At 57.7% G+C, this 22107-nt stretch carries 20 protein-coding genes; 9 read left to right on the forward strand and 11 right to left on the reverse strand.

Annotated elements, in window-relative coordinates:
* From IC235_RS22230 to IC235_RS16765, 3 genes are all read left to right on the forward strand, one after another.
* Nucleotides 1-186: hypothetical protein (locus IC235_RS22230; RefSeq protein WP_223847373.1), on the forward strand; the 186-nt coding region annotated here is incomplete at its 5' end.
* Nucleotides 161-1456: a rod shape-determining protein RodA gene (gene rodA, locus IC235_RS16760; RefSeq protein ID WP_191006351.1), complete on the forward strand. Its 1296-nt coding sequence runs from the start codon at nt 161-163 to the stop codon at nt 1454-1456. The genes IC235_RS22230 and rodA, both read left to right, overlap by 26 nt.
* Nucleotides 1457-2094: 638 nt before the next feature.
* Complete coding sequence (locus IC235_RS16765) at nt 2095-2808, forward strand: hypothetical protein (protein ID WP_191006352.1); 714 nt, start codon at nt 2095-2097, stop codon at nt 2806-2808.
* On the opposite strand, the gene IC235_RS16770 is transcribed toward IC235_RS16765, so the two are convergent.
* Nucleotides 2777-3841, reverse strand: coding sequence for a hypothetical protein (locus tag IC235_RS16770; protein WP_191006353.1), 1065 nt, complete (start codon nt 3839-3841; stop codon nt 2777-2779). The two genes, IC235_RS16765 and IC235_RS16770, sit on opposite strands and share 32 nt — an antisense overlap.
* Complete coding sequence (locus IC235_RS16775; RefSeq protein WP_191006354.1) at nt 3834-5033, reverse strand: hypothetical protein; 1200 nt, start codon at nt 5031-5033, stop codon at nt 3834-3836. The genes IC235_RS16770 and IC235_RS16775 overlap by 8 nt, the downstream gene beginning before the upstream one ends.
* Nucleotides 5034-5071: 38 nt before the next feature.
* Between IC235_RS16775 and IC235_RS16780 the strand changes: the two genes are divergently transcribed.
* The 4 genes from IC235_RS16780 (at nt 5072) to recO (ending at nt 9528) form a co-directional block, all read left to right on the forward strand.
* Entirely contained in the window at nt 5072-5392 is a 321-nt protein-coding gene (locus tag IC235_RS16780; protein ID WP_191006355.1) for a 2Fe-2S iron-sulfur cluster-binding protein, read from the forward strand.
* Between the two features lie 154 nt (nt 5393-5546).
* On the forward strand, nt 5547-6173 hold the full coding sequence (locus IC235_RS16785; RefSeq protein ID WP_191006356.1) for a thymidine kinase: 627 nt from the start codon (nt 5547-5549) through the stop codon (nt 6171-6173).
* Between the two features lie 66 nt (nt 6174-6239).
* Nucleotides 6240-8618 (forward strand): type IX secretion system anionic LPS delivery protein PorZ, encoded by a 2379-nt coding sequence (gene porZ / locus IC235_RS16790; RefSeq protein WP_191006357.1) that lies wholly within the window; start codon nt 6240-6242, stop codon nt 8616-8618.
* Between the two features lie 187 nt (nt 8619-8805).
* Nucleotides 8806-9528, forward strand: a complete 723-nt coding sequence (recO, locus tag IC235_RS16795; protein ID WP_191006358.1) for a DNA repair protein RecO — start codon at nt 8806-8808, stop codon at nt 9526-9528.
* Nucleotides 9529-9566: 38 nt separating this feature from the next.
* Here the strand turns inward: recO and IC235_RS16800 are convergent, their stop codons facing one another.
* From IC235_RS16800 to IC235_RS16815, 4 genes are all read right to left on the reverse strand, one after another.
* Nucleotides 9567-10520, reverse strand: coding sequence for an FKBP-type peptidyl-prolyl cis-trans isomerase (locus IC235_RS16800; protein ID WP_191006359.1), 954 nt, complete (start codon nt 10518-10520; stop codon nt 9567-9569).
* Nucleotides 10521-10759: 239 nt separating this feature from the next.
* The gene (locus tag IC235_RS16805; RefSeq protein ID WP_191006360.1) at nt 10760-11356 is read right to left on the reverse strand and encodes an FKBP-type peptidyl-prolyl cis-trans isomerase; all 597 of its coding nucleotides are present in this window, start codon (nt 11354-11356) and stop codon (nt 10760-10762) included.
* A gap of 90 nt (nt 11357-11446) precedes the next feature.
* A complete protein-coding gene (locus tag IC235_RS16810) occupies nt 11447-12496 on the reverse strand; it encodes an FKBP-type peptidyl-prolyl cis-trans isomerase (RefSeq protein ID WP_191006361.1) in 1050 nt (349 codons plus the stop codon).
* A 38-nt stretch (nt 12497-12534) separates the two neighbouring features.
* Complete coding sequence (locus tag IC235_RS16815; RefSeq protein WP_191006362.1) at nt 12535-13581, reverse strand: DHH family phosphoesterase; 1047 nt, start codon at nt 13579-13581, stop codon at nt 12535-12537.
* A 536-nt stretch (nt 13582-14117) separates the two neighbouring features.
* Here IC235_RS16815 and IC235_RS16820 point away from each other — a divergent pair.
* Nucleotides 14118-14528, forward strand: coding sequence for a nucleoside-diphosphate kinase (locus tag IC235_RS16820; protein WP_191006363.1), 411 nt, complete (start codon nt 14118-14120; stop codon nt 14526-14528).
* Nucleotides 14529-14956: 428 nt separating this feature from the next.
* On the opposite strand, the gene IC235_RS16825 is transcribed toward IC235_RS16820, so the two are convergent.
* The 5 genes from IC235_RS16825 to IC235_RS16845 all read right to left on the reverse strand — a co-directional run bounded on the left by IC235_RS16825 (nt 14957) and on the right by IC235_RS16845 (nt 19158).
* On the reverse strand, nt 14957-16240 hold the full coding sequence (locus IC235_RS16825) for a nucleoside permease (protein ID WP_191006364.1): 1284 nt from the start codon (nt 16238-16240) through the stop codon (nt 14957-14959).
* A gap of 254 nt (nt 16241-16494) precedes the next feature.
* On the reverse strand, nt 16495-17109 hold the full coding sequence (locus IC235_RS16830; protein WP_191006365.1) for a superoxide dismutase: 615 nt from the start codon (nt 17107-17109) through the stop codon (nt 16495-16497).
* A 105-nt stretch (nt 17110-17214) separates the two neighbouring features.
* Nucleotides 17215-17646 (reverse strand): nucleoside deaminase, encoded by a 432-nt coding sequence (locus IC235_RS16835; protein ID WP_223847374.1) that lies wholly within the window; start codon nt 17644-17646, stop codon nt 17215-17217.
* A gap of 450 nt (nt 17647-18096) precedes the next feature.
* Nucleotides 18097-18645: a hypothetical protein gene (locus tag IC235_RS16840; RefSeq protein WP_191006366.1), complete on the reverse strand. Its 549-nt coding sequence runs from the start codon at nt 18643-18645 to the stop codon at nt 18097-18099.
* A 72-nt stretch (nt 18646-18717) separates the two neighbouring features.
* Nucleotides 18718-19158, reverse strand: a complete 441-nt coding sequence (locus IC235_RS16845; RefSeq protein ID WP_191006367.1) for a T9SS type A sorting domain-containing protein — start codon at nt 19156-19158, stop codon at nt 18718-18720.
* A 256-nt stretch (nt 19159-19414) separates the two neighbouring features.
* Between IC235_RS16845 and aspS the strand changes: the two genes are divergently transcribed.
* The gene (gene aspS / locus IC235_RS16850) at nt 19415-21175 is read left to right on the forward strand and encodes an aspartate--tRNA ligase (protein ID WP_191006368.1); all 1761 of its coding nucleotides are present in this window, start codon (nt 19415-19417) and stop codon (nt 21173-21175) included.
* Nucleotides 21176-22107 lie beyond the last annotated feature (932 nt).

Here is a 22107-nt window from a genome sequence, read left to right on the forward strand (position 1 = left end):
GGGAGAGTCGGTCGCCGCCAACCTTTTGTCAATGCCAACCGCCTGCCGCTTTCACCAGCGGCAGGCGGTTGGCGTTTCTACCTATTCCACGTTAGCCTAGGCGCGAAAGCAGAGCGGCTGACCAGTTGTATTTTTGTTGCCTATCTTATTGTAGTTCTTCGTGCAAGTTTCACCAGCGCGTTATAGCCGAAGCATTGACTGGCTGACTGTCTTGCTCTACGTAGTGCTTGTCGGGCTGGGATGGGTCTGTGTATATGCCTCAAGCTATTCACCCGACGCCCCGGCAAATCCTCTAAGTACGCTGAGCTTTGATAAGCTTATGGCTTTCAACTGGTTCAAACAGTTGCTGTGGATTGCTACGGCTATCGTATTGATAGTGATATTATTGGTGGTCGACTATAAGGCCTATGATACTTTTGCCTACGCGATGTACGCCGGGATGATCGTGTTGCTGCTGGTGACAATGGTGGTGGCCAGACCTATCGCGGGTTCCCGCTCTTGGTTGGAGCTTGGGCCCGTGCGTTTGCAGCCGGCGGAGTTCGCGAAGTTCACCACTGCATTAGCCGCTTCCCGATTTATGGCGAGTATCAATCTGAGATATCAGAATTGGCGTGACCAATTAGTACTGGCCGGTATCACGCTGCTGCCCCCGCTGCTAATAATTGCATCGAATGAGTCTGGGCAGGCATTGGTATTCGGGGCCTTGCTGCTGGCTTATTTCCGGGAGGGAATGTCGCCTCTGATACTGTTGCTATTAGCAGTCGCCGGGGTAATATTGATCCTGGCTCTACTCGTGCCAAAGCTATGGCTATTTACCGCATTTACGGTAATGCTGCTCCTGGTTCTGGGATTGAATAAACGCGTACTGCGCCACCATTTGGTATTAGCGGTAAGCGTATGGCTGACGGTGACGTTGATGGTAGTTGGGGTGGACTTCTTTTACAATAAGGTGCTACAGCCGCATCAGCGACAGCGGATTGAAATACTGATTAACCCATCGGCAGATCCTTTGGGTAAAGGATGGAATGTAACCCAAAGCAAGATTGCGATTGGCTCGGGCGGGTTGGTTGGAAAGGGCTTTTTGCAGGGCACTCAAACGAAGTTCGACTTTGTGCCCGAGCAGAGCACCGACTTTATCTTCTGCACCGTAGGCGAGGAGTTCGGGTGGATAGGAAGCTTGGTGGTTATTGCCTTGTACCTAACCCTGCTCTGGCGGATCGTTTACGTAGCTGAGCGCCAGAAATCCGTGTTTGGACGGACGTATGGGTACTGCGTTGCGAGTGTGCTATTCTTTCACATTACCGTAAACATGGGCATGACGATAGGGCTAGCCCCCGTAGTGGGTATTCCCTTGCCATTTTTTAGCTATGGAGGGTCGTCGTTATGGTCATTCACCGTACTGCTGTTTAGTTTGCTGGCCTTAGATGCTTACCGCAAGCAAGATCTGGTGCGCTGATGGCAAGGGGGCAGGTGCCGAATTGGGTGTGGGCAGTATTGGTGAGCGTGCACGCGCTGGCGCTAGGGTGGGCTTTGAGCACGGGCAGGTGGGATTTCCCAGATTCGGGACGGTACTTGCAGGCTGCTAGCAATCTAAAGCTTCACGGCGAGCTTTATGCTCGGCCCTGGCCAGCAGCTCCACCCCGGGGCCAAGCCATTCAGGAGTTTACCATCCGGCCAGTAGGCTATCCTACCGTGGTGCTGGGGTTGGGCGGAACAAGGCTGGGCCCGGCATTACTACTGTTTTTTCAGAATCTGTTGAGTCTGCTCAATATAGGAGTTGTGCTGCAGTGGTGGGCCCGGCGGGGTAAGCCCACCGGGAAAGAATGGGCCTGGGCAACCGTTGCGGTTTTGTCTTTTCCTGCCCAGCTCATCTATGCCAACGCAGTAATGAGTGAAGTCTTCCTGCAAACGGTAGTGCTAATGCTGACGGGCTCGGCGCTGCTTTTTGTAAGGCGCTATCAGGCTCGATATTTTGCGGGGGTAGCGGGAGCTGCAATAATGGCGTTCTTGCTTAAGCCGGTTTTCGCCCCTTTCGTGCTAGTGCCAGCCAGCGTAGGAATGGTACTGGGATGGAAGCGAAGGCAGCCCCAACTATTGCTGCTCGGAATTATTCCGCTGGTGATGGTGGGCTTGTACATGGGCTGGAATTGGCGGCGCACGGGATACCTGCACTTTTCCAGTATTGCCGAGATCAACCTGTTGCATTACAACGCAGCCGGTGTCGTGCGCCAAGTCAGCGGGCCAGCCGCGGAAGAGAAATGGGTGGCCGCGGTGCTGCGGGAAGCTAATGCCCAGGGCAACTTCGCCGCTCGGCAGCAGGTGATTCAAGCTCGGGCCGGAGCCTTGCTGTGGGCGCACCCCTGGCTCTACGTGCGGCAGCATGTGCAGGGCATGATTGCGTTGTTTCTGGACCCCGGCCGATTCGATCTGAGCCAGTTCCTGGGCCTGGCATCGCCTGCTGGTGGGGGCTTCCTGGCCCAAACCCGATCGGGAGGATTACTACGGGCGTTAGGGAGCTTACCGTTAGGACTGATGGCAGTCCTAACGGTGTTGTTGTTAGCTAATGCGCTGCGTTTGGGGTTAGCGGTGCGAGGGTTCTTGCTCCTGGGCCAGGGTTCGTCCGTGCCGCGCTACGGGCGCTGGATAGCGGGCGGCCTGCTGCTTTATGTGGCACTGCTGACGGGCCCGCTCGGAGCAGCCCGGTTTTTGGTACCCGTGTGGCCCTTGCTACTGGGCTTGGCTTTGGCAGGGTTGCCGCGTCGAGACGTGTTAAACGTCAGATGCGAAGAAGACGGCGCCAATGGGTGAAGACTAGCGCCAGAGCAGCACAAAAGGCCGGAGCAGCCAGGTAGCCCATGCGCCCTAAGTCTCCAGAAAGCAGCATGTGGATAGCTACGACGACAACCAGGATAACTTCGGCCCAGCCGAGAGAAGTATAGAATGCGGAAGTACGCGTGTTCCGCCTGCTTTCCAGCCAAAAGCCGATGGGAACCACTAGGGTAAAAAGACCGAAGATGCTCAGTAATTCGCCTAGTCCTTTCGGTGAAGCCGCCCGGCGCAGCGAGTAGCCGATGTTCTCAAAATGCTGCAAAGCATTATAAACTGATTGGCTGGCGGGTGCTCCTAGACGACTATCAACAAGATAGTGCACCGCGAGTAAGATGGCCGTACCACCGGCTAGCGCCAGGAGTTGCTTCGGCCAAGCGAGCGTTTTACGGCCAAACCAGAAGAGCCAAGGCACCAAAATGAAGAACGATTCTTTGGCGAGCGAACCAAGCACTAGCACCACGAGCAAGGCCCAGGCGCCACCGGGGCCACGCCGAACCGCATAGTAGGCTAAGCCAAAAAGTAGCAGATACAAGCTATCGATGAGCGGCAGGCCGGCGGCGTACTCGGCCCAACGGCTTGTGAGCAGCGCCAGCATGGCCAGGACTGCCCCTTCGGGCGAGGCCCCAGTAAGCCGGGCGGCGTTGAACCAGCAGGCCCCCGCGGCAGCTAGCACCAAGCAATTGACCAGATAAAAAGCGAATCGCAGCGGCCACAACCCTGCGGGGCGCTGCGGCCAAACGCGGCCGTACACGGTAGCCACGGGAGCAGCTACCACGGCCGCCGCCGCCGGTACCAGCACCCGATACCGATGCGTTACGCGAATACTATCGAAGTGCCCGGCGGCCATACGCAGGTAGCTGCGTGTATCAGGCGAATGCGAGAAGTCGAAGTGCACGTACATGGGGTAGGCCAAGTTTGCCAACACCGCTAGGGCCAGCAGCCAGGGCAGTAGCCAGCGGCGGAGCCGCGCCTTCAGGAGGGGATGCGCGTAAGGGGAAATCGGCCTAAGCAAACTTGCGCTCAATGAGCTTCAAAAGCTTGTTGACGTGCTCTTCTTTGCGGCTCCAGTCGTAGCGCGGCGATAGGTTATCGGTAACGTAGCTGCGGGCCTGGTCGGCGCTGGGTAGCGAGTCGAGGTGCTGAATAGCAGCGTGATATTCCATGTTCTCGCCGTTGAAAAGCTCGTTAATGAAGCTGAACCGCTGATTAATGGAAATGGCTTCGCGCAGGGTTTCTACTTTGGGGCCGGCGCGTTCGGCTAGCGGGGGCGCGGCTGCCGTAGCGCGTAGGGTTTCGGCCAACGGGGGAGCTGCTGGCTGGCTGGCTTTCAGTTTTTCGTAGAGAGGGACACTGGGCGCTTCCGTATTGGGCAATGGGCGAGCGGGAAAGGGCGGGCCAGGGGTGGGCACCCGGGGCTCCGCTGGCACCGCGAGTTGGGAGGGCAGCGGCGGGGCAGCGGTAGCCGGGGCCGCCACAAAGGAAGGAGCAGAAATCGACGCCGGGGCCTCGGCGGGCGCCCCAACCGGTGACGGCTCCGGAAGAGGGGCGGCGGTAGGAGCCGTTGATACGGGGCCGTCCTCGAGCAAGTCGGCGGCGGTGAGGGGCAGCAGGGGACTAAGTTCGCCCACGAGGCGCTGCATGGGTTGGTGAGCTTTGTAGTTGGCGGCGTGATGCAGCTCGAAACGTTGAGTCAGAGATTCATGGCTCAACTCGCTGCTGGCGGGTAGGTTGTCGATAAAATCCTGGTAGAAGCTCTTGTCCACGTCGATGTAGCGCAGGTTATCGCGCAAGCCAGCCAGGGTGAACGGTCCCGGGCCGCCCAGAAGCAAGCGCTGAAAACTCCCGGCGGGGTCGGCCACCAAGCCAAGCGTGTCGGTGGTAGCCTGGGCCAGCAAGGGCTCGAAGGCTGACCGGCTTAGGCTAATATGGCGCGACAGAATATTCATGAACTGCGTGAGGGCAGTTTGCACGGGCAGGGCTTCGAAATTAAAGTAAGGGCTGCGCAGCCGAGCCATTTCAGCTTGCCACTGCACCAACAATTGCCGGACCACCAATAGGTTGATTTGGCGTATAGGGGTAAACTTGAGCACCGCTGGTCCATCGAGCGTAGCCGTGGGCTGGGGGCCGAAGTACTGGTCGCAGAGCCGATTGGCCAAGCGGTGACCGTATTGTGCGCACTTGGTAAAGCTATATTTGTCGTTCATACGGAAGGCCGGATTTCAGTGGCCGAAGTTAGGCACAAATGGCTCTGTTGACGATTGAAAATTTACCTGGAGCAACCGTAGAGGTGCCGGCCGGGGCTACGCTATTAGCGGCGCTACAAGCTGCCGACCACGATTGGATGCATGCTTGCGGAGCCAAGGGCCGCTGCACCACTTGCCGTTTGCAGGTGCGTAAGGGAATGGAGAACCTGAGCCCGCTATCCGCGGCGGAGCTGCGCTACCGGGCGGCTGGGCGGCTGCTCGACCACGAGCGCCTGACGTGCCAGGCTCGTCTGCTGGCGGGCGAAGTTACCGGTAGCGTGCCCGAAGCCACGCAGCTGCCCCACGTGCAGTACGGCTGAGCCTGAGCGGCAGCCAGCATTGGTGGTGGGGTGGAATCGCAAGGTAGCAAGCGGTTTGCGGGCCCAACGCGGGAAATATGGCCGGAACAAGGGGGCCTGCTCCGCGGTTCGTTCCTAACTTTAGGCTTCCAAACCCTCCCAAGCCCGCTGTATCTTGTTTATTGAACCCCGCGTCGGCAATCGCCACAACGCCCCTCGTCGGGGCTGGATTGAAGTAGTGTGCGGCTCCATGTTTTCGGGTAAGACCGAAGAGTTGATTCGCCGACTCACCCGGGCCCGTATTGCCCGGCAACAGGTCGAGATTTTTAAGCCCGCGCTCGACACCCGCTACGATACCGAAGACGTGGTGAGCCACAACGCCGCCCGAATTCGGTCGACCCCGGTGGCCATTCCTTCGGAAATCTTGCTGCTGGCCGCTGGCTCCGACGTGGTGGGAATTGACGAAGGCCAGTTTTTTGACAACTCACTGGTGGAGGTGTGTCAGCAGCTCGCCGACAATGGTACCCGCGTCATCGTGGCCGGATTGGATATGGACTACCTCGGCCGTCCCTTTGGCCCCATGCCGGCGCTGCTGGCTACGGCGGAATTCGTTACTAAAGTGCACGCCGTGTGCGTGTGCTGCGGCGAAATCGCTTCCTATTCTTACCGCATTGCGGCCAGCGAAAGTCAGGTACTGTTGGGCGAAACCGATTCGTACGAAGCCCGGTGTCGGCCGTGCTTCCTGGAAGGGATGCAAACCAAAGCGCTGCCTTCGGCCACCCAATCGGCCGTCACGCACTAAACCGGCCAACTGCGCGTTGGTAAAGGCTGCTTCGCCGCTGGTGTTCAAATTATGTTTGCTGAGTATATGCCGCACATCTTCCGTTTTTTGCTTGGAGTAATTGGTCTGTTGGTATTCACTGGGGTGGCCCGGGCGCAGAATACCGCCGGCTATGGCGACTGGCAGCTGCACTTACCAACCAACCGCCCGCTGCGTTTGGCAGATGCCGGGGACCGAGTGTACGTGGCCACGGAAAATGCCTTTTATTTCCTGGATAAAAAATTAAACACTACCCAAGTACTATCGCGCCGCGACGGGCTGAACGACGTGGGGGTGGCGGCCTTGGCTTATGATTCCGTGACCCGGCAAACGGTGGTTGCCTATCGGAATGGTAACATCGATATCTTACAACCCAATGGTAGGGTGCGCAACCTGAACGCCATCCTGCGAAAGACGATTTCGGGGAGCAAAAACATCAATCAAGTCTCAATAGCAGGAGACAAAGTTTACGTATCAACGAGCTTCGGCCAGGTGGTGGTTGACTTAATCAAATTTGAAATCAGCGATACGTACAGCAACATCGGTCCGGGCGGTGCCGTGGTAAACGTGTTCGACGCGGCCCAGGCAAACGACGATCTTTTTTTGGCCACTTCGGTGGGGCTATTGCGAGGGCGGCTAGCCAGTAATTTGCTTGATTACCGCAATTGGACCCGCTACCAGCCGGTGCCGCTCAGCGCCGATCCCACCGCGCCACCCATCTATACTGCTGTGGCAGCTTCTGGAGGAGAGGTATACGCCGCGGTTGGGGGCACGGGTTCGGCCGTCTACAAATTCACGCCCAGTAGCCCGAGCGGGTGGCAGGCAGTGCCCGGCACCTCGACCGCGCAGTTCCGGGGCCTGCGGGCCAGTAGCGTTGGCTTATTAATCATCGACGATGCGGCCGGTGTGCGCCGCCTCGACCGGAATGGCGTAGTAACTACCGTAGTTCCACCTACCCCCGCTACCTACCTGTCGGATGCGATGCGCTCGCGCGACGGCAGCTATTACGTGGCCAATTACCAGCTCGGCTTGCAGCGAATACGACCTAACTCTGGTCAGGCCCCGGAGCTGTTTGTCGCCAATGGCCCCGAAACGAGCCTGGCTTTTAGCGTCTTGGCTGATGCCCGTACCAATAAGGTCAACGTGTTCACGGGGGGCTACTCCGAGCGCTATAATCCGTTGGGGCTCCGGGCGGGCTTTTATGAATTTGCTAACGGGCAATGGACGAATTTTACGCCAGCGGCTTTGCCGGGGGGCACCAATTTCCCGGACCTGCAAAGCCCCTCGCGCGGCACCCGCACCCCGGACGGAACCCTGTATGTAGGCGCCAACGGGGGCGGCCTGCTGGAGTGGAAAGGCCCCGGTCAATTTCGAAGGTTTGTCGAAGGCAGCCCGAGCGGTAGTCCACTAATTAATACCTTTAATATTAGCGACCGAGTAGAAATCACCGACCTGGCGGCCGACGCTACGGGCAAAGTCTGGGTGGTAAACCGGCACCTGAAGGCTCCCAATTCGGGGCTGTTTCTGTTCGATCCAGCAGCCAATACCTGGCAGACGATTCCGTGGGTGTCGGGCCTGGAGACGCTCGACCGCATTGCCTTGGACGACAACGGATACGCCTGGGTATCGGTATCGCGTAAAACCGATGGTTCCAGCCTCAATGGCTCAGTCATTGGCCTCTTCGCCGTCGACCCGACGGGGACCAACCCCCCCCGGCTTTTCAGCACGGCGTCAGGGTTGCCGGACAATCAGATTTATGAATTAGCCAAAGACCGGCGCGGCTACATCTGGGCCGCGACTATCAAAGGGGTTGCCGTATTCAACGACCCTAGTGGGCCCTTCCAATCCACCGCGGGGTTTACCCTGCCGAACGTAACCCGAGGCGAGGGCACGGGCTTTCCGGCCCTGTTTAGCGAGGCCGTCCGAACGCTGGCAGTGGACGGGGGCGACCGCAAATGGTTTGGCACCGACAACGGCCTGTGGCTGTTCAGCCCCGATGCCGATGAGGCGCTGCTGCATTTCACCACTGCCAACAGCCCCTTGCCATCGAACCGGATCGTAGACGTGAAGGTGAACGACAAGACCGGCGAAGTATGGGTAGCTACCGATGCGGGAGTCGTTGCCTATCGCGGGGCCGCCAGCGTTACCGAAGGCGCTCCCCAGTGCGCGGCCGTATTCCCCAACCCGGTACGGCCCGATTTTACGGGTCAGGTCGGCATCACGGGGGTTGCTAATAATGCGCTGGTGAAAATTACCGATGTGGCCGGGCACCTCGTGTACGCCACCAAGGCTAACGGCGGCACCATTACCTGGAACCTGACCAACCCTGAAGGCCAGCGTGTTCGCTCGGGTATTTACCTCGTCCTGTCGTCGGATGCGGACGGTAAAAATAGCTGCGTGAGCAAGGTAGCCGTGCTCAGTAAATAATTATTGGAGGGCCGAAGGGGCTGATTTTTGCTGGGCTGACGGCGTCATATGCTACCTGCGCCCATTTAGGGAATGGCCTTAATACTATTCGCGTGGTGTTAGCCTGAACCCGGTAGCCGAAACAGCGTGGCCCGGGGCATCAACACTTTACTGAGCCCGCACTTCCCGCGATTACTCCTTTCCGAACATGTTAATAAAAACCCGGGGCATCGTTCTCAGCTACCTGAAATACCGCGAAACGAGCATTATCGCCCGGGTCTACACCGAGCGGCTGGGCCTGCAGAGCTACGTGGTGAATGGCGTGCGCAAGGCCAAGCCGCCGGGCCGCATTGCCTTGTTCCAGCCATTTACCCTACTGGAGCTAGTCGCCTACGTGGCCCGGGGCAGCGGGGGCCTCACCCGTCTGTCCGAATTTCGCTGTGCCGAGCCCTTTCGGACCCTGCCCTACGAGGTGCAGAAAAGCAGCGTGGTGCTTTTCCTGTCCGAGATAGTGAGCCGGGCCGTGCGCGAGGAAGAGCAAAACGAGCCCCTTTTTCAGTTTTTACACGATTCCATCCTGGCGTTCGACCAGCAAACCGTGGGCACCGAAAACTTTGCGCTGGTCTTTTTGCTGCGGTTGACCAGCTATTTGGGCTTCGGGGTGAGTTCCGGGGGCGAGCTGACCGACCAAGTAATCATGGCCGGCCATGCTCCCGCCGCCAAGGGCACCACGGGCCCGGCCACGTTGCGGTTGCGCGAATTCGAAATCTACTTCGATGAGCTGCTGCGCGACCCGGCCACCAGCACTATCCCCAACGGTCGCGTACGCCACGAACTGTTGAATGTGCTCATCCGCTACTACCAGTTGCACGTTGAGCAGCTAGGGGATATTCGTTCGCTGGATATCCTCTCGCAAGTGCTAGCGGAATAGGGCCAGGGGTGGTAGGAAAGTACCGGGCAGGATGCTTCTCACTTAAAATCTACCAACTCTACCTCAAAGCGAAGCACCGCGTTGGCCGGAATATCGGCCCCGGCGCCCCGCGGGCCGTAGGCCAAGGGCGAGGGAATAAGGAGGACGGCCTTGCTGCCCGCCGGTAGCATCGCGATGCCCTGGTCCCAGCCCGCAATAACCTGGCCCACGCCCAGCGGAAAGGAAATGGGCTCGTTGCCGTGCTTGGCCGAGGAGTCGAACTCTTTCCCGGTGGCCAGTAGCGTGCCCCGGTACAGCACGCGCACCGTTTGACCTTTTTTGGGCGGCAGGCCCTTGCCCGGCCGGGTGACGATGTAGTAGGTGCCGCCAGCTGTTTTTTTGGCTACCAGCTTATTCTTTTTTAGGTAAGCCTGAATCTGCGCATCATCCTTGGCGGTTTGGGCCACGGCCTGCGCCTGGGCTCGCTTGGTGTACTCCGCCCGCAGCTTTTCCTGGCGAGCCGTCATTTCGGCCGTGGTGAGCAACTCGCGGGCGCTGGCCAGCACTACCAGCGCGTTGCCGCTCTTCCGAAGAAAAGGGGGAACCGGCTGGTGGAAGGTCTTAGCAAAAACCGTATCGGCCCGGAAGCGGAAGACGGCGCTGTCGCCGGGCAGGAGCAGCCCCAGGGCTTCTTCCATGCTCCCGGGTAAAGGCTGGGCGGGCAGGGCAACCGGCTGCGGTGTGGGCTGCATCTGCCGCGAGTTCATGATTACCGAATCGCGACTGGTGCGAAACTCCATGAAAACCAGCAGCAGTTGCCCCGCCCGGCTGGCGTAGGGCGCATCCGTGGGGACCAGGGCCCGGGGCTGGTAGCGGGCCGTCGCATCTTTCCGAAACAAGCGATATTCGGTACCGCTGGGCAAACGGGAGAATTCGCTGCCCGACGTTTGCGCGTGGGCCGGTTGCCAAAGGGCCAGGAGCGCGGCAGCCGCGCCAAAAAGAAAGTTTCGCATTGAGGAGTAAGCAATAAGTAAGCCCGGTGCGCCGTGCGGCCGTGGCCTCAAAAACATGGTTATCAAAAATTATCCGGAAAACTACCTGGGTAGCGCCCTGCCAAAGGCCGCTTACCTGGATTTACGGCCCGTTGCCCCTTCAGAAAATACGTAGCGCATCCCACTCCACGTATGCCGTGGCGCGAGATGCGCTAGATTACTTGGGCCCCGTTGCTGCCAGTCGCCGGTTCAGCCCCACCTTAGTTTACGTCGATAATTTCCACGTCGAACAGCAGTGCCGCGTCGGCAGGGATACCGGCCTGTTGAGGAAAGGGCCCGTAGGCCAAGCGCGAGGGGATAAGCAGCAGCTTGTGGTCGCCTTTGCGCATTAGCAAAAGCCCTTCGCTGAAGCCCGCAATTGCTCCGCTACCCGCCGTGAAAACGAGGCAGCCACACTCGGTACGCTTATCGGCTGAATTATCGAAAATGCTGCCCGCTGGGTAATTAGGGTTGCCCGGCGAAGCCGGGAATCCCGACGACTCCGGATGGGCGCCGTTGCTCAGAAACCGCCCGATGTACTTTATCTGCACCTGCTTGCCGGTGGTAACCTGCGGCCCTGAGCCCTCGGTGAGCGTAACCACATACAGGCCCGAGTTGGTGCGCATCGCCCTGCTCTGCAGGTTGTTGCGCCTCAGGTAGCTCTGAATGGTATCCTCATCAATGGCTTTCAGCTGGTCTTCGTGCTCGCGCAGGTTTTTCTGAGTAGTCGTGTCGCCGCAGCTCCACAGGGCCGGAGCCGCCAGCAGCAGGCCCAGCGCCAGCAGCAAATTGCGCGGACCAAGCAAAAGGTTTTTCATGGCGAAGAGGAATAAAGAAATTCCGACCAACGGGCAGAACCAGGCAATTGTGCCGCCCCGCCCGTTGGCCAGAGTTAATAGCAGGTAAGCCTATTGAATGTTAACCAGCTCCACTTCGAAGCGCAGGGGGGAGTCGGCCGGAATGTCGGTTCCCGCGCCCCGCGAGCCATAAGCCAGCGACGAAGGAATGAGCAGAATGGCCTTGCTGCCCTTGTTGAGCAGGGAGATGCCTTCGTCCCAACCCGGAATCACGGCTCCTTGGCCAATTGGGAACTCAATCGGCTTGCCGGTTTTCTCGGAGGAGTCGAACAGCTTGCCGCTGAGCAGCGTGCCGATGTAGTTCACGCTCACCGTCTGGCCGGGCTTAGGGGTTGGCCCGGTGCCGGGCTTCAGCACTTGATAGTAGATGCCCGAAGGGGTCTTCTGCACCGTCAGGTTATTTTTCTTGGCGTATTCCTGCAAAATAGCGTCGTCCTTCTTCAACTGAGCCTGGACGGCGGGCGTGGCCAGCATTTTGGCTTGCTCTGCTTTCTGAGCCTGCATCTGCTTCGCGTATTCGGGCGAGGCCATGCGCTGCTTCATTTGGGCGGCCATGGCGCGTTTTTGCAGCTCGGGCTGCATGGCTTGCGCTTCGGCTTGGGTGATGAGCTTATTGGTAGTGGCCACGTACATCATCACGACGTTGCCCCCTCTTTTCAGGAAGGGCGGCACGGGCTGGCCCGACTTAGGCTTGATAAGCGAGTCGACCTGAAAGCGGAACACGCCGCTGTCGCCGGGCTGAAGCAGGGACAGAGCCTCGTCGGGCATGCCTTTTTGCTTGAGCTCTTGCAGGGGCAAGGGCACCGGCAGACCTACATCGCGGCGGGTATTCTGCAGCACCGAGTCCTTGCCGGTGCGGTACTCCATGTGGCCCAGCAGGAACTTGCCAACCCGGTCCTTATACGTCGGGTCGCCGGTGGCGGCAAGCTCGCGCCGCTCATACTTGTCGCCAACTTTCTTAAAGATCTTGTACTCGATACCGGACTTGGTTTTGGCATAAGCGCCGCCGTCTGTGTCTTTGTTACAGGCCGTGAGCGAAGCGAAGCCCAGCAGGCCGGCCGCCAGGGCCAGCTGCCGCGCGGAGCGGGAGGAAAAACGCATGAAAATAAAAGAAGTGAAGAATCAGAAACGGTTCAAAGTTACGCCAGCGGCGGGGCTACAGCGGCGGGCATGCCCGTTAATTGCTCTTTGTACTCGGGCAGGATGCTCAGGAAGCGCTCCACCGTTGCATCCAGCGGCTCGTAGCTAACGCCACCGGACGCGTTGTGGTGCCCCCCACCGTCGAAATGGCGCCGTGAGAAGTCGCTGACGGAGAAGTTGCCAACCGAGCGAAAGGAAATTTTGACGGCCACGCCACGGTCGATGAAAACGGCCGCGAAAACGATGCCTTCGATGCTCAGCGCGTAGTTAACCAAGCCCTCGGTGTCGCCGGTCTTGCTCTCGTACTGGCGCAGCTCGTCCTGCGTGATGGCAATGTAGGCGGTGTTGAACTCGCGGTTGACCACCAGCTTATCTTTCAGAATAAAGCCCAGGAAGCGAAGGCGGATTTCGGAGTGCGAGTCGTAAATGCGGCGGTGCACCGACGACAGATCGATGTTGACTTTCAGCAGCTCGGCGATGATAAGGTGCACGTTGCGCGAGGTGCTGGGGTGTCGGAACGAGCCCGTATCGGTCATGATGCCCGCGTAGAGGGCTTCGCCGATGCCTTTGGTGATGAGGTCCTGGTCGCCCAGGTCCCGAATAATTTCGAAAATCAGCTCGGCCGTAGCGGCGGCGCTGGGGGTCGAGAAAACGATGTCGGCAAAATTCTCGGGCTGCTGGTGGTGGTCGACGAGGACCTTGGTGCCCGAGGCTTGACGCACGTACTCGCCCAGCTCGTTGATGCGGCCCAGACAGCTAAAGTCCAGGCAGCAGATGACCTCGGCCCGGTTCACGAGGTCGCGTACCTGCCGGTCGTTCTGGCGGCGGTCGTACACGACCACTTCATCGTTGCCTTCCATCCAATTGAGAAAGGCGGGGTAGTCGGAAGGAGTAACCACCGTCACGTGGTGGCCTTTCTGCTTAAGGTAACCAGCCCAGGCCAGCGAGGAGCCCAGCGCATCGGCATCGGGCTTGTGGTGGGTGGTGATGACAACCTGCTTGGGTTGCGCAAGCAGTGCCCGCAGGGCGGAAATGGAAGTGGACATCGACAACGTGAAAGGCCCGGAAAAGAACTAAGGGCCGGTGGGTTACGAATAAGAGCGGGGGGCAAAAGTCGGAAGAAATCTTTTCTTAACAGCCGGTCCCCCCCGGAAGGTTCGGCCAAGCTTGTCGAACAAACCAGCAAACCCAGTGCGTAAAAGCGTCGTTTTTCTGCCTAATTACCCGCTTCTCCACAGTAAAAATAAAGACGCAGTTTTTGGGGTTGGATAGATCAATATGGGGCGCAAATTAGCCCGACAGTACGACGGGAACGCTCATTAGTAGACTTCGCTCAGTTTCGCTTCGGGTTTGCGCAGGCCTGGAGCCATGCTTCCCGGCTCAGCTATAGCTGGGTTGCGGCTCATACGTGGGGCGGAGCGATAAAATTCCAAGACGAGGCTACCTTCTAACATTGCTTCGGAAGGAAGTTTACCTCCCAATGGCAAGCGGGCCGGATGAGCCCCGGCCCGCTTGGTTGGGTACCGGCCGGGGATTTGGTAGTTTTGTCGCTTCATTCTCTCATTTTCATTCGAACTCCCCAATGGCCACCAACCGCACATTTACGATGATTAAGCCCGACGCCGTCCAGGAAAACCACATTGGTGGCATCCTGCACATGATGGAAGAAGGCGGTTTTCGCATCGTAGAGCTCCAGAAACTCCTGCTCACGCCCGAGCGCGCCGGCCAGTTCTACGCCGTGCACGCCGAGCGCCCCTTCTACAACGACCTGGTGAAATATATGTCGAGCGGCCCCATCGTGGCGGCCGTGCTGGAAAAGGACAACGCCGTGGCCGACTTCCGCACGCTTATTGGAGCTACTAACCCCGCCCAAGCAGCGGAGGGCACCATCCGGAAGAAATACGCCAAGAGCATCGAAGCCAACGCGGTGCACGGCTCAGATTCCGACGAGAACGCCCAAATTGAGGCCGATTTCTTCTTTGGCTCGAAGTAATTGAAGTAAGAAGCTGTGGGTTAGCAGTACTGATCAATGGTGTTGGTACCTCTGTCACTTCTGCTATACAGCTGACTAGCAGCTAGTAAAATAAGAAGCCCGGTCTGCGATGTGCGGGCCGGGCTTTTGCGTTGTGCCAAAAGCAGACTTTTTTTGTACCAAATTTGTGCTGTCGAGCTTGTAAATTGCAGGGCAAGCCAACGAAATCGTCTGGTAACCAGGAACTAATAAGCGACGTGAGTAAGTATTTAAATGCTAGTCGTGCCGGCCAGTCTGGGCTAGTGAGTGGCAATTGGTTGGTTCGCTACTGCCTTCCCAGAGTCTCACGAACTCTGGATTGATGACCAGCTTAGTCTCTCTCAAGCCCAAGAGCCCCGCAACCTGCGGGGCTCTTGGGCTTGAGGCGTAGAGAGCTCAGCGCAATGGTTTTAAGCCTGTCCCACCGAAAGAAGCGGATCAGGTTGGGCTTCTTCCGTTGCCTGGGGGGTGTGCTTGTGTTTGAAAATGATAACGAAAAGTACCGCTATTACCAGCGCGTAGGCGGCAAATGTTAGCCAGATGCCGTGCCAGTCCTTGGTGTTATCGGCATAGGTAAAATACTTCTGGATAATGATGCCACTCAGCGAACTACCCAAAACGGCCCCAAAGCCATTGGTCATCATCATAAACAAGCCCTGCGCGCTGGCCCGAATGGCTGGCTCCGTCTGAGTTTCGACAAACAAGGAGCCCGAGATGTTGAAAAAGTCGAACGCCATGCCGTACACAATGCACGACAGGATAATCATCCACAGGCCGCTACCGGGGTCGCCGTAGGCAAACAGGCCAAAGCGCAAAACCCAGGCCAGCATACTGAAAAGCATTACCTGCTTGATACCAAATCGCTTAAGAAAGAAGGGGATAGCCAGAATAAACAGGGTTTCGGAAATCTGAGAAATGGACATGATAATGGCCGGATACTTAACGGCTATCGTGTCCTGGTAAAGGGGGGACGCGGCAAAGTCGTGGAGAAAGGTATCCCCATAAGCATTGGTCAATTGCAGGGCTGCCCCCAACAGCAAAGTGAAAACGAAAAACATCGCCATTTTCGGGCTTTTGAACAGGGTAAACGACTTAAGTCCCAGGGCATCGGTCAGGGTTTTACTGGGCATTGTGCCTAGCTGAGGTGGGCACTTGGGCAGCGTGAAAGAATACAGGCCTAACAGGAAGGCCGCGCCGCCCGCTACATAGAATTGCTTAGCGGAAGTCTCGATGTGCAAGAGGCTAACGGTCCAGAGCGCGACAATAAACCCAATGGTCCCCCACACCCGGATGGGCGGGTATTCTTTCAGCACGTCCCGCCCTTCCTGTTTAAGAACCGAATAGGAAACGGCAATGGACAAGGCCAGCGTGGGCATGTAGAAGATCATGTTGAGCAGCATCACCCAAAACATGACGGAAGGACTATCAACCAAGGGCACCATACACAGTACGAGGCCCCCCAGAATGTGCAGGATGCCGTACAGCTTTTCCGCGTTCACCCACTTGTCAGCCACAATGCCCATCAGAGACGGCATAAAGATGGACGCAATGCCCATAGTCGAAAATATAGCGCCAAACTGCGCGCCCGACCACTGCTTGGTTTGAAACCAGTAAGCCCCAATAGTTATCAACCACGAGCCCCAAATAAAGAATTGTAGGAAACTCATTACAGTGAGGCGCAACTTAGTATTCATGTAGAGTCAGGAAAAGCAAGGTGGAATTTTGCTGAAAGATACGTGCCTTCCTGCCAGGAGTAGAAAAACCATGTTGAGAGGCTTCTTTTCCCATATTTGATTAGTCATGCTTCTTCCAGTGGGGTGGATCGTAATCCGCAGCTAATTGGTAAGGCCCTGCTTGCTATAGTATAACCAAACAGAAAAAGCCCGGTCCACGTCGTGGACCGGGCTTTTTCTGTACCAGTTTAGTGGCTGTGAAGCCGCCAGCATTCTTACATAGGGGTGGCTTCGGTGAAGCGCCGGTTCACTTCGTCCCAGTTGATGAGGTTGAAGAAGGCGGCAATGTAGTCGGGCCGGCGGTTCTGGTATTTCAGGTAGTAAGCATGCTCCCACACATCGAGGCCGAGCACCGGAGTGCCTTTGCAGCCCGCGTCCGGCATCAGGGGGTTATCCTGGTTGGGCGTGGAGCAGATTTGCACGGACCCGTCGGCCTGTTTGCACAGCCAGGCCCAGCCCGAGCCGAAGCGCGTAGTAGCCGCTTTGGTGAATTCCTCTTTGAATTTGTCGTAGCTGCCGAAGGTCGCCGTGATGGCGTCGCCAACCGGTCCCGTGGGCTGTCCGCCGCCGTTCGGCGATAAGATGGTCCACCAAAGCGAGTGGTTCCAGTGGCCGCCGCCGTTGTTACGCACGGCCGCGGGGGCCGAGGCTACGTTGTGGAGGATTTCTTCGAGCGACTGGTGTTCCAGCTCAGTGCCGGCGATGGCCGCGTTCAGATTCGTGACGTAGGCTTGGTGGTGCTTGGTGTGGTGAATTTCCTGGGTCTGCGCGTCAAACGTGGGCTCCAGCGCATCGTACGCGTACGGAAGTTTGGGGAGTTCGAAAGCCATAGCTAAAAAGTATGTGGATGGTGGATGGAATGAGAAAGCAGTACTAGTACGAAACAGCGGGTTGGATGAAGGAAGAGCGACACCCTCTGCGGCCCCAAAAGTATATTAATTCCGTTTCAAATTGAAAAAGGTGCGCATTAGTGCGGCACAGGCGGCGGCTTGCACGCCCCCGCGCAACTGCGTGCGCGGGTGCAGCAACTGCCCGTACCGTCGAAACCCTGCTTTAGGCTCATCCGCACCGAACACAACTGCTTTTACTTGGGCCCAGTAGCTGGCCCCCGCGCACATCACGCACGGCTCGATGGTGACGTATAGGGTGCAGTCGGCCAGGTACTTATTGCCCAGGTGATTGGCTGCCGCGGTCAGGGCCAGCATTTCGGCGTGGGCCGTCACGTCGCGCAGCCGCTCGGTTTGGTTGTAGCCGCGGCCAATGATTTGCTTCTCAAATACAACGACAGCCCCAATGGGAATCTCATCAGCCGCCAAGGCTTTTTCGGCTTCCGCGAGGGCTTGGAGCATAAAATAGTCGTCGGTCATGGATGGTCAGCGGGCTGGTGCCGTCGTTGCAAGCAGGCCCGGCGAAAGCAAGCAAAGTTCCGCATGAGTCACTCGTTTGCTCCAACAAGCCTTTAAAAAGGCGACAAACTTACGAGTAAGTAAAAGCTCCGGCTCGGGCAGAACCAACCCCGGATTGACTTAACGTGCCGAACTGCTTAATGCAAGTCGCAGAACAGCCGCATAGCGGCGACCGGTTGGTAGAATAGGCAGCAGGCAGGGGGTAAAGCCGCGTAGCGGTGACAGAGCCGCCAGACGAGTCTGTCACCGCTACGCGGCTCTCATTCGGCCCGGGTGACCATTCTCTACGAACCTGCCGCCCTACCGGGTATGACCGCGATGCGGCTATTTCACAACTTGAATTGCTTAGACGACGGTTGCCGAGGCCATATGGGTTCCCCCTACTGGTCATTAGCCCGGCTGCCCACAGGCTTACTTCAGCGTAATGGCATTCATCACGGCCAGGGCCGTGGGTTTCCACTGGGCCTGCTCCTCGGCCGGGGCCACGAAGGTAAAAACGTACAGCTGCTGGCCCTTAATGGCATACTGCACGGTCTGGTACCGCTTAATGGGCGCCAATTGGATGTTGCGCCGCTCATCCGTCACCGACGATACAAACTCGAAGTAGATAAAATCGCGCCCGTTCACCGTGCGGATGTCTTCCTTCAGAAAATCAACTTTCGTGTAAAGGCGCTGAATGCTGGACTTGTAAATTTTCAGCAACACGCCATAGTCCATGCTCTCGAAGGTGGTAGGCCGCACGGCCACGCTGAAATCCACGCGCCCGCTGGGGTTGGTGTACACGGCCAGCGGCCTGCGCGGCGAGGGGTATTTTGCCGCGATGCCATCGTCAGGCAGGGCCGTGAAGCCTGCTGGCACCCCCACCGCGAGCCCCGTGCCGAGCTTGACAGTGGTGAGCCTGGGAGTAGGAGCAAAGGCCGTAAGCCCAAGGAACAGCAGCAGAAACGAGGCAATTTTCATAGCAGGCAGAACGATGAGGGGGCTAAAAGTAGTGCCACGACTTTGGGGTCGTGGCACGGCCGGGAAAGCTTGCTAGCGCCGAACAGTGGGGTATTTAATTCGTACCTTCTTCCAGTATACGTAGTTGCCGGTTTTGGCTTCGACCAAGTAGGTGCCCGCCGGAATCTTGCCTAAGTCGACCGGCGCGCCGGTGTTGTTGGCGGGGTCCAGCTCGGTTTGGTAGATGACCCGGTTCTTGTAGTCGGTCATTACCAAGGTGCCGGGCTTGGTGAATTGCTGGGTAAAGCTCAGCAGAATGCTGGTCGAGTTGGGCTTCGGAAAGACGTCGATGCCCGAGAGTGTCTCAATGCGCTTAATGGGTCCGTCGAGCGTCACGGCGCCGGCCGTACCCTTGGATTTGACGACGGTGCCCGACTCGTCGGACTTGCTTTTGATTTTGACCTTGGTTTGGGCCTGGGCAGTGCCGGTTAGCAACAGCATGGCTGCGAGGGCGAAAGAAGATAGGATTTTCATGGATAGCTAAAGGGGTTGAGACAGCAAAGAAAGGCGGTTACGGCTGGCCTTTGCATACTCCGTACCAAAGTTCGCGTTTTCGACCCGCCGTGCCAATGGCTACCTTCGCGGCGTACTCATTATAGTCAGGTATTCGATTAACATTTAGCAAGAGCCTGGTAATCGGCAACTCTTAAGGTAAATAGCCTGCGGGGCCGGTTGGAGAGCCGCTGAATATTCGCCGCTAACTGATTAAATGCTAACTGCTAACCCATCCATGTTAAGAACTCACACCTGCGGCGAGCTCCGCGCCGAGCACATTGGTCAAACCGTTACCCTCTGCGGCTGGGTACAGCGCACCCGCGACAAAGGCGCCATCCTCTGGATTGATTTGCGCGACCGCTATGGCCTCACCCAACTAACCCTGGAAGAAGGCGTGGAAGCCGAAACGGTGCGCGAGACCGCCCGCCACCTTGGCCGCGAGTTCGTGCTGAGCGTGAGCGGCAAAGTGGCCGAGCGTTACGCTAAAAACGACAAAATCCCAACCGGCGCCATCGAGATCCGGCCCGAAACGCTGCAAATTCTCAACGCCGCCAAACTGCCGCCCTTCCTGATCGAAGATGAAACCGACGGCGGCGACGACCTGCGGATGAAGTACCGCTACCTCGACCTGCGCCGCGCTCCGGTGCGGAACAACCTGATGCTGCGCCACAAAATGGCCCAGGCCGTGCGCCGCTACCTCGATGGCCAGGCGTTTATTGAGGTCGAAACGCCGGTCCTCATCAAGTCTACGCCCGAAGGGGCGCGCGACTTCGTAGTGCCTTCCCGCATGAACCCCGGCGAGTTCTACGCCCTGCCGCAGTCGCCCCAAACGTTCAAGCAGCTGCTCATGGTGTCGGGCTTCGACCGCTACTTCCAGATTGTGAAGTGCTTCCGCGATGAGGATCTGCGGGCCGACCGCCAGCCCGAATTTACGCAGATTGACTGCGAGATGGCGTTTGTTACCCAGGAAGACATTCTGAACACCTTCGAAGGGCTTACCCGCTACTTGTTCAAGGAACTCAAAGGGCTCGACTTTCCCACCGTGCCCCGCATGACCTACGCCGACGCCATGCGCGACTACGGCAACGACAAACCCGACACGCGCTTCGAGATGAAGTTTGTGGACCTCACCGCCACTGCTCAGGGCCAGGGCTTCCCCGTTTTCGACGGCGCGGAAATCGTCCTGGGCATCAATGCCGCCACCTGCGCCGCCTACACCCGCAAGCAGCTCGACGAGCTGACCGATTTCGTGAAACGCCCGCAAATTGGCGCTACCGGCCTCGTGTACGCCCGCGTAGAAGCCGACGGCCAGGTGAAGTCGTCGGTCGACAAGTTCTACTCCCAGGATGAGCTGCGCAAGTGGAGCGCCGCTTTCCAGGCCCAGCCCGGCGACTTGCTGCTGCTGCTGGCTGGTCCGGAAAGCAAAACCCGCAAGGCCCTGAGCGAGCTGCGCCTAGAGATGGGCCAGCGGCTGGGCCTGCGCAACAAGGACGCTTTCTCGCCACTTTGGGTGGTTGATTTCCCCTTGCTCGAATTCAGCGAAGAGGAGAACCGCTACTTTGCCATGCACCATCCCTTCACTTCGCCCAAGCCCGAAGACCTGGCCCTGCTCGACTCGCCCGCGACCATTGGCCAGGTCCGCGCCAATGCCTACGACCTCGTGATTAATGGGGTAGAAGTGGGTGGCGGCTCCATCCGCATTCACGACCGAGCCGTGCAGGCCCGGATGTTCTCCTTGCTCGGCTTCACCCCCGAAGAAGCCCAGGCGCAGTTTGGCTTTCTGCTCGATGCCTTCGAGTACGGCGCCCCGCCCCACGGCGGCATCGCCTTTGGCTTCGACCGCCTGTGCTCCTTGTTTGGCGGGGCCGATAGCATTCGCGACTTCATTGCCTTTCCCAAGAACAACTCCGGCCGCGACGTGATGATTGATTCGCCCTCACCGATCTCGGACGCACAATTAAAGGAGCTAAGCATTGCTTCGGTAGCGGGAAAGTAGGGAAGAGATTCACTCCGGTGTTGGCTGAAGCGTTTGCCAGGCCAAGCGTACTAAAGAACTAGGCAGAAAGCGGCAACCGAAGTATCGGTTGCCGCTTTCTGCTTTTTTAAAGCAGCTGTTCAGCCCTGGCTATGTAAACGTTCCGGCACGGAACTGAAGGGGCTTAGCATTCGGAAGCATCTGCTTGTGCTGCTCCCCAACGCAAGGTCGGTCGTAATTACTCGCGAGTGGGGTTTGGGGAGAGCAGCAAGTTGTCTGAAAATAGGATAAAAATAATATTGTGTAGAATCGGAAATATCCGGCAAAACAGGGGTCGCCGCTCCTGCTGCCCCCCACTTGAGAGACTGGTACGGTAAATGACTTAGTTCGGCGTGTTATCACCCTCGTTCGGCTAGAATTTACCCCAGGGGGTGGTCTACTATAGTAAGTTTGAGCAGTTAATCGATTCAGATATCGGCCAGACGGGCCGGATTTTACCTCTCTTCCATATCCATACCAACACCAATAATTACGAGTAATTCAGTAAAACATTATTACCCCTTACCTACTTATAACATTACCTATTATAAAACTATTTACCTACTTATAAAACTATAGGCCTGGTGGACAAACAGGTCAACTATTTTATCATTATCGATTGATTAAGTGTTAGAAATTATGTTATCTGAAAGAGCTGCACTAGCTAGGTGCAGCTCTTTTGCGTATTAGCCAGCGGGCTTGAGCTAGGGCCCTTTACCCGAACCCCGCGATAGCTTCTACCCATCGTAGCGGGCTCATCAGCTTGTGTGCTAAAACCAAAAGAGCGTCCGCTGGACGCTCTTTGAATCAGGTGTTGGGGAGGCTACGCAGGAAGGCGTCATGCCAGGGGAGTAACCCCTTTGTGTGGAGTAAGCGGGGGAACGGTTGAGCGTAGTGCAGTCTGCTTGATAAGC

Origin of the sequence: Hymenobacter montanus, from assembly GCF_014699115.1 — a bacterium.
In the GTDB taxonomy this organism is placed as follows: domain Bacteria; phylum Bacteroidota; class Bacteroidia; order Cytophagales; family Hymenobacteraceae; genus Hymenobacter; species Hymenobacter montanus.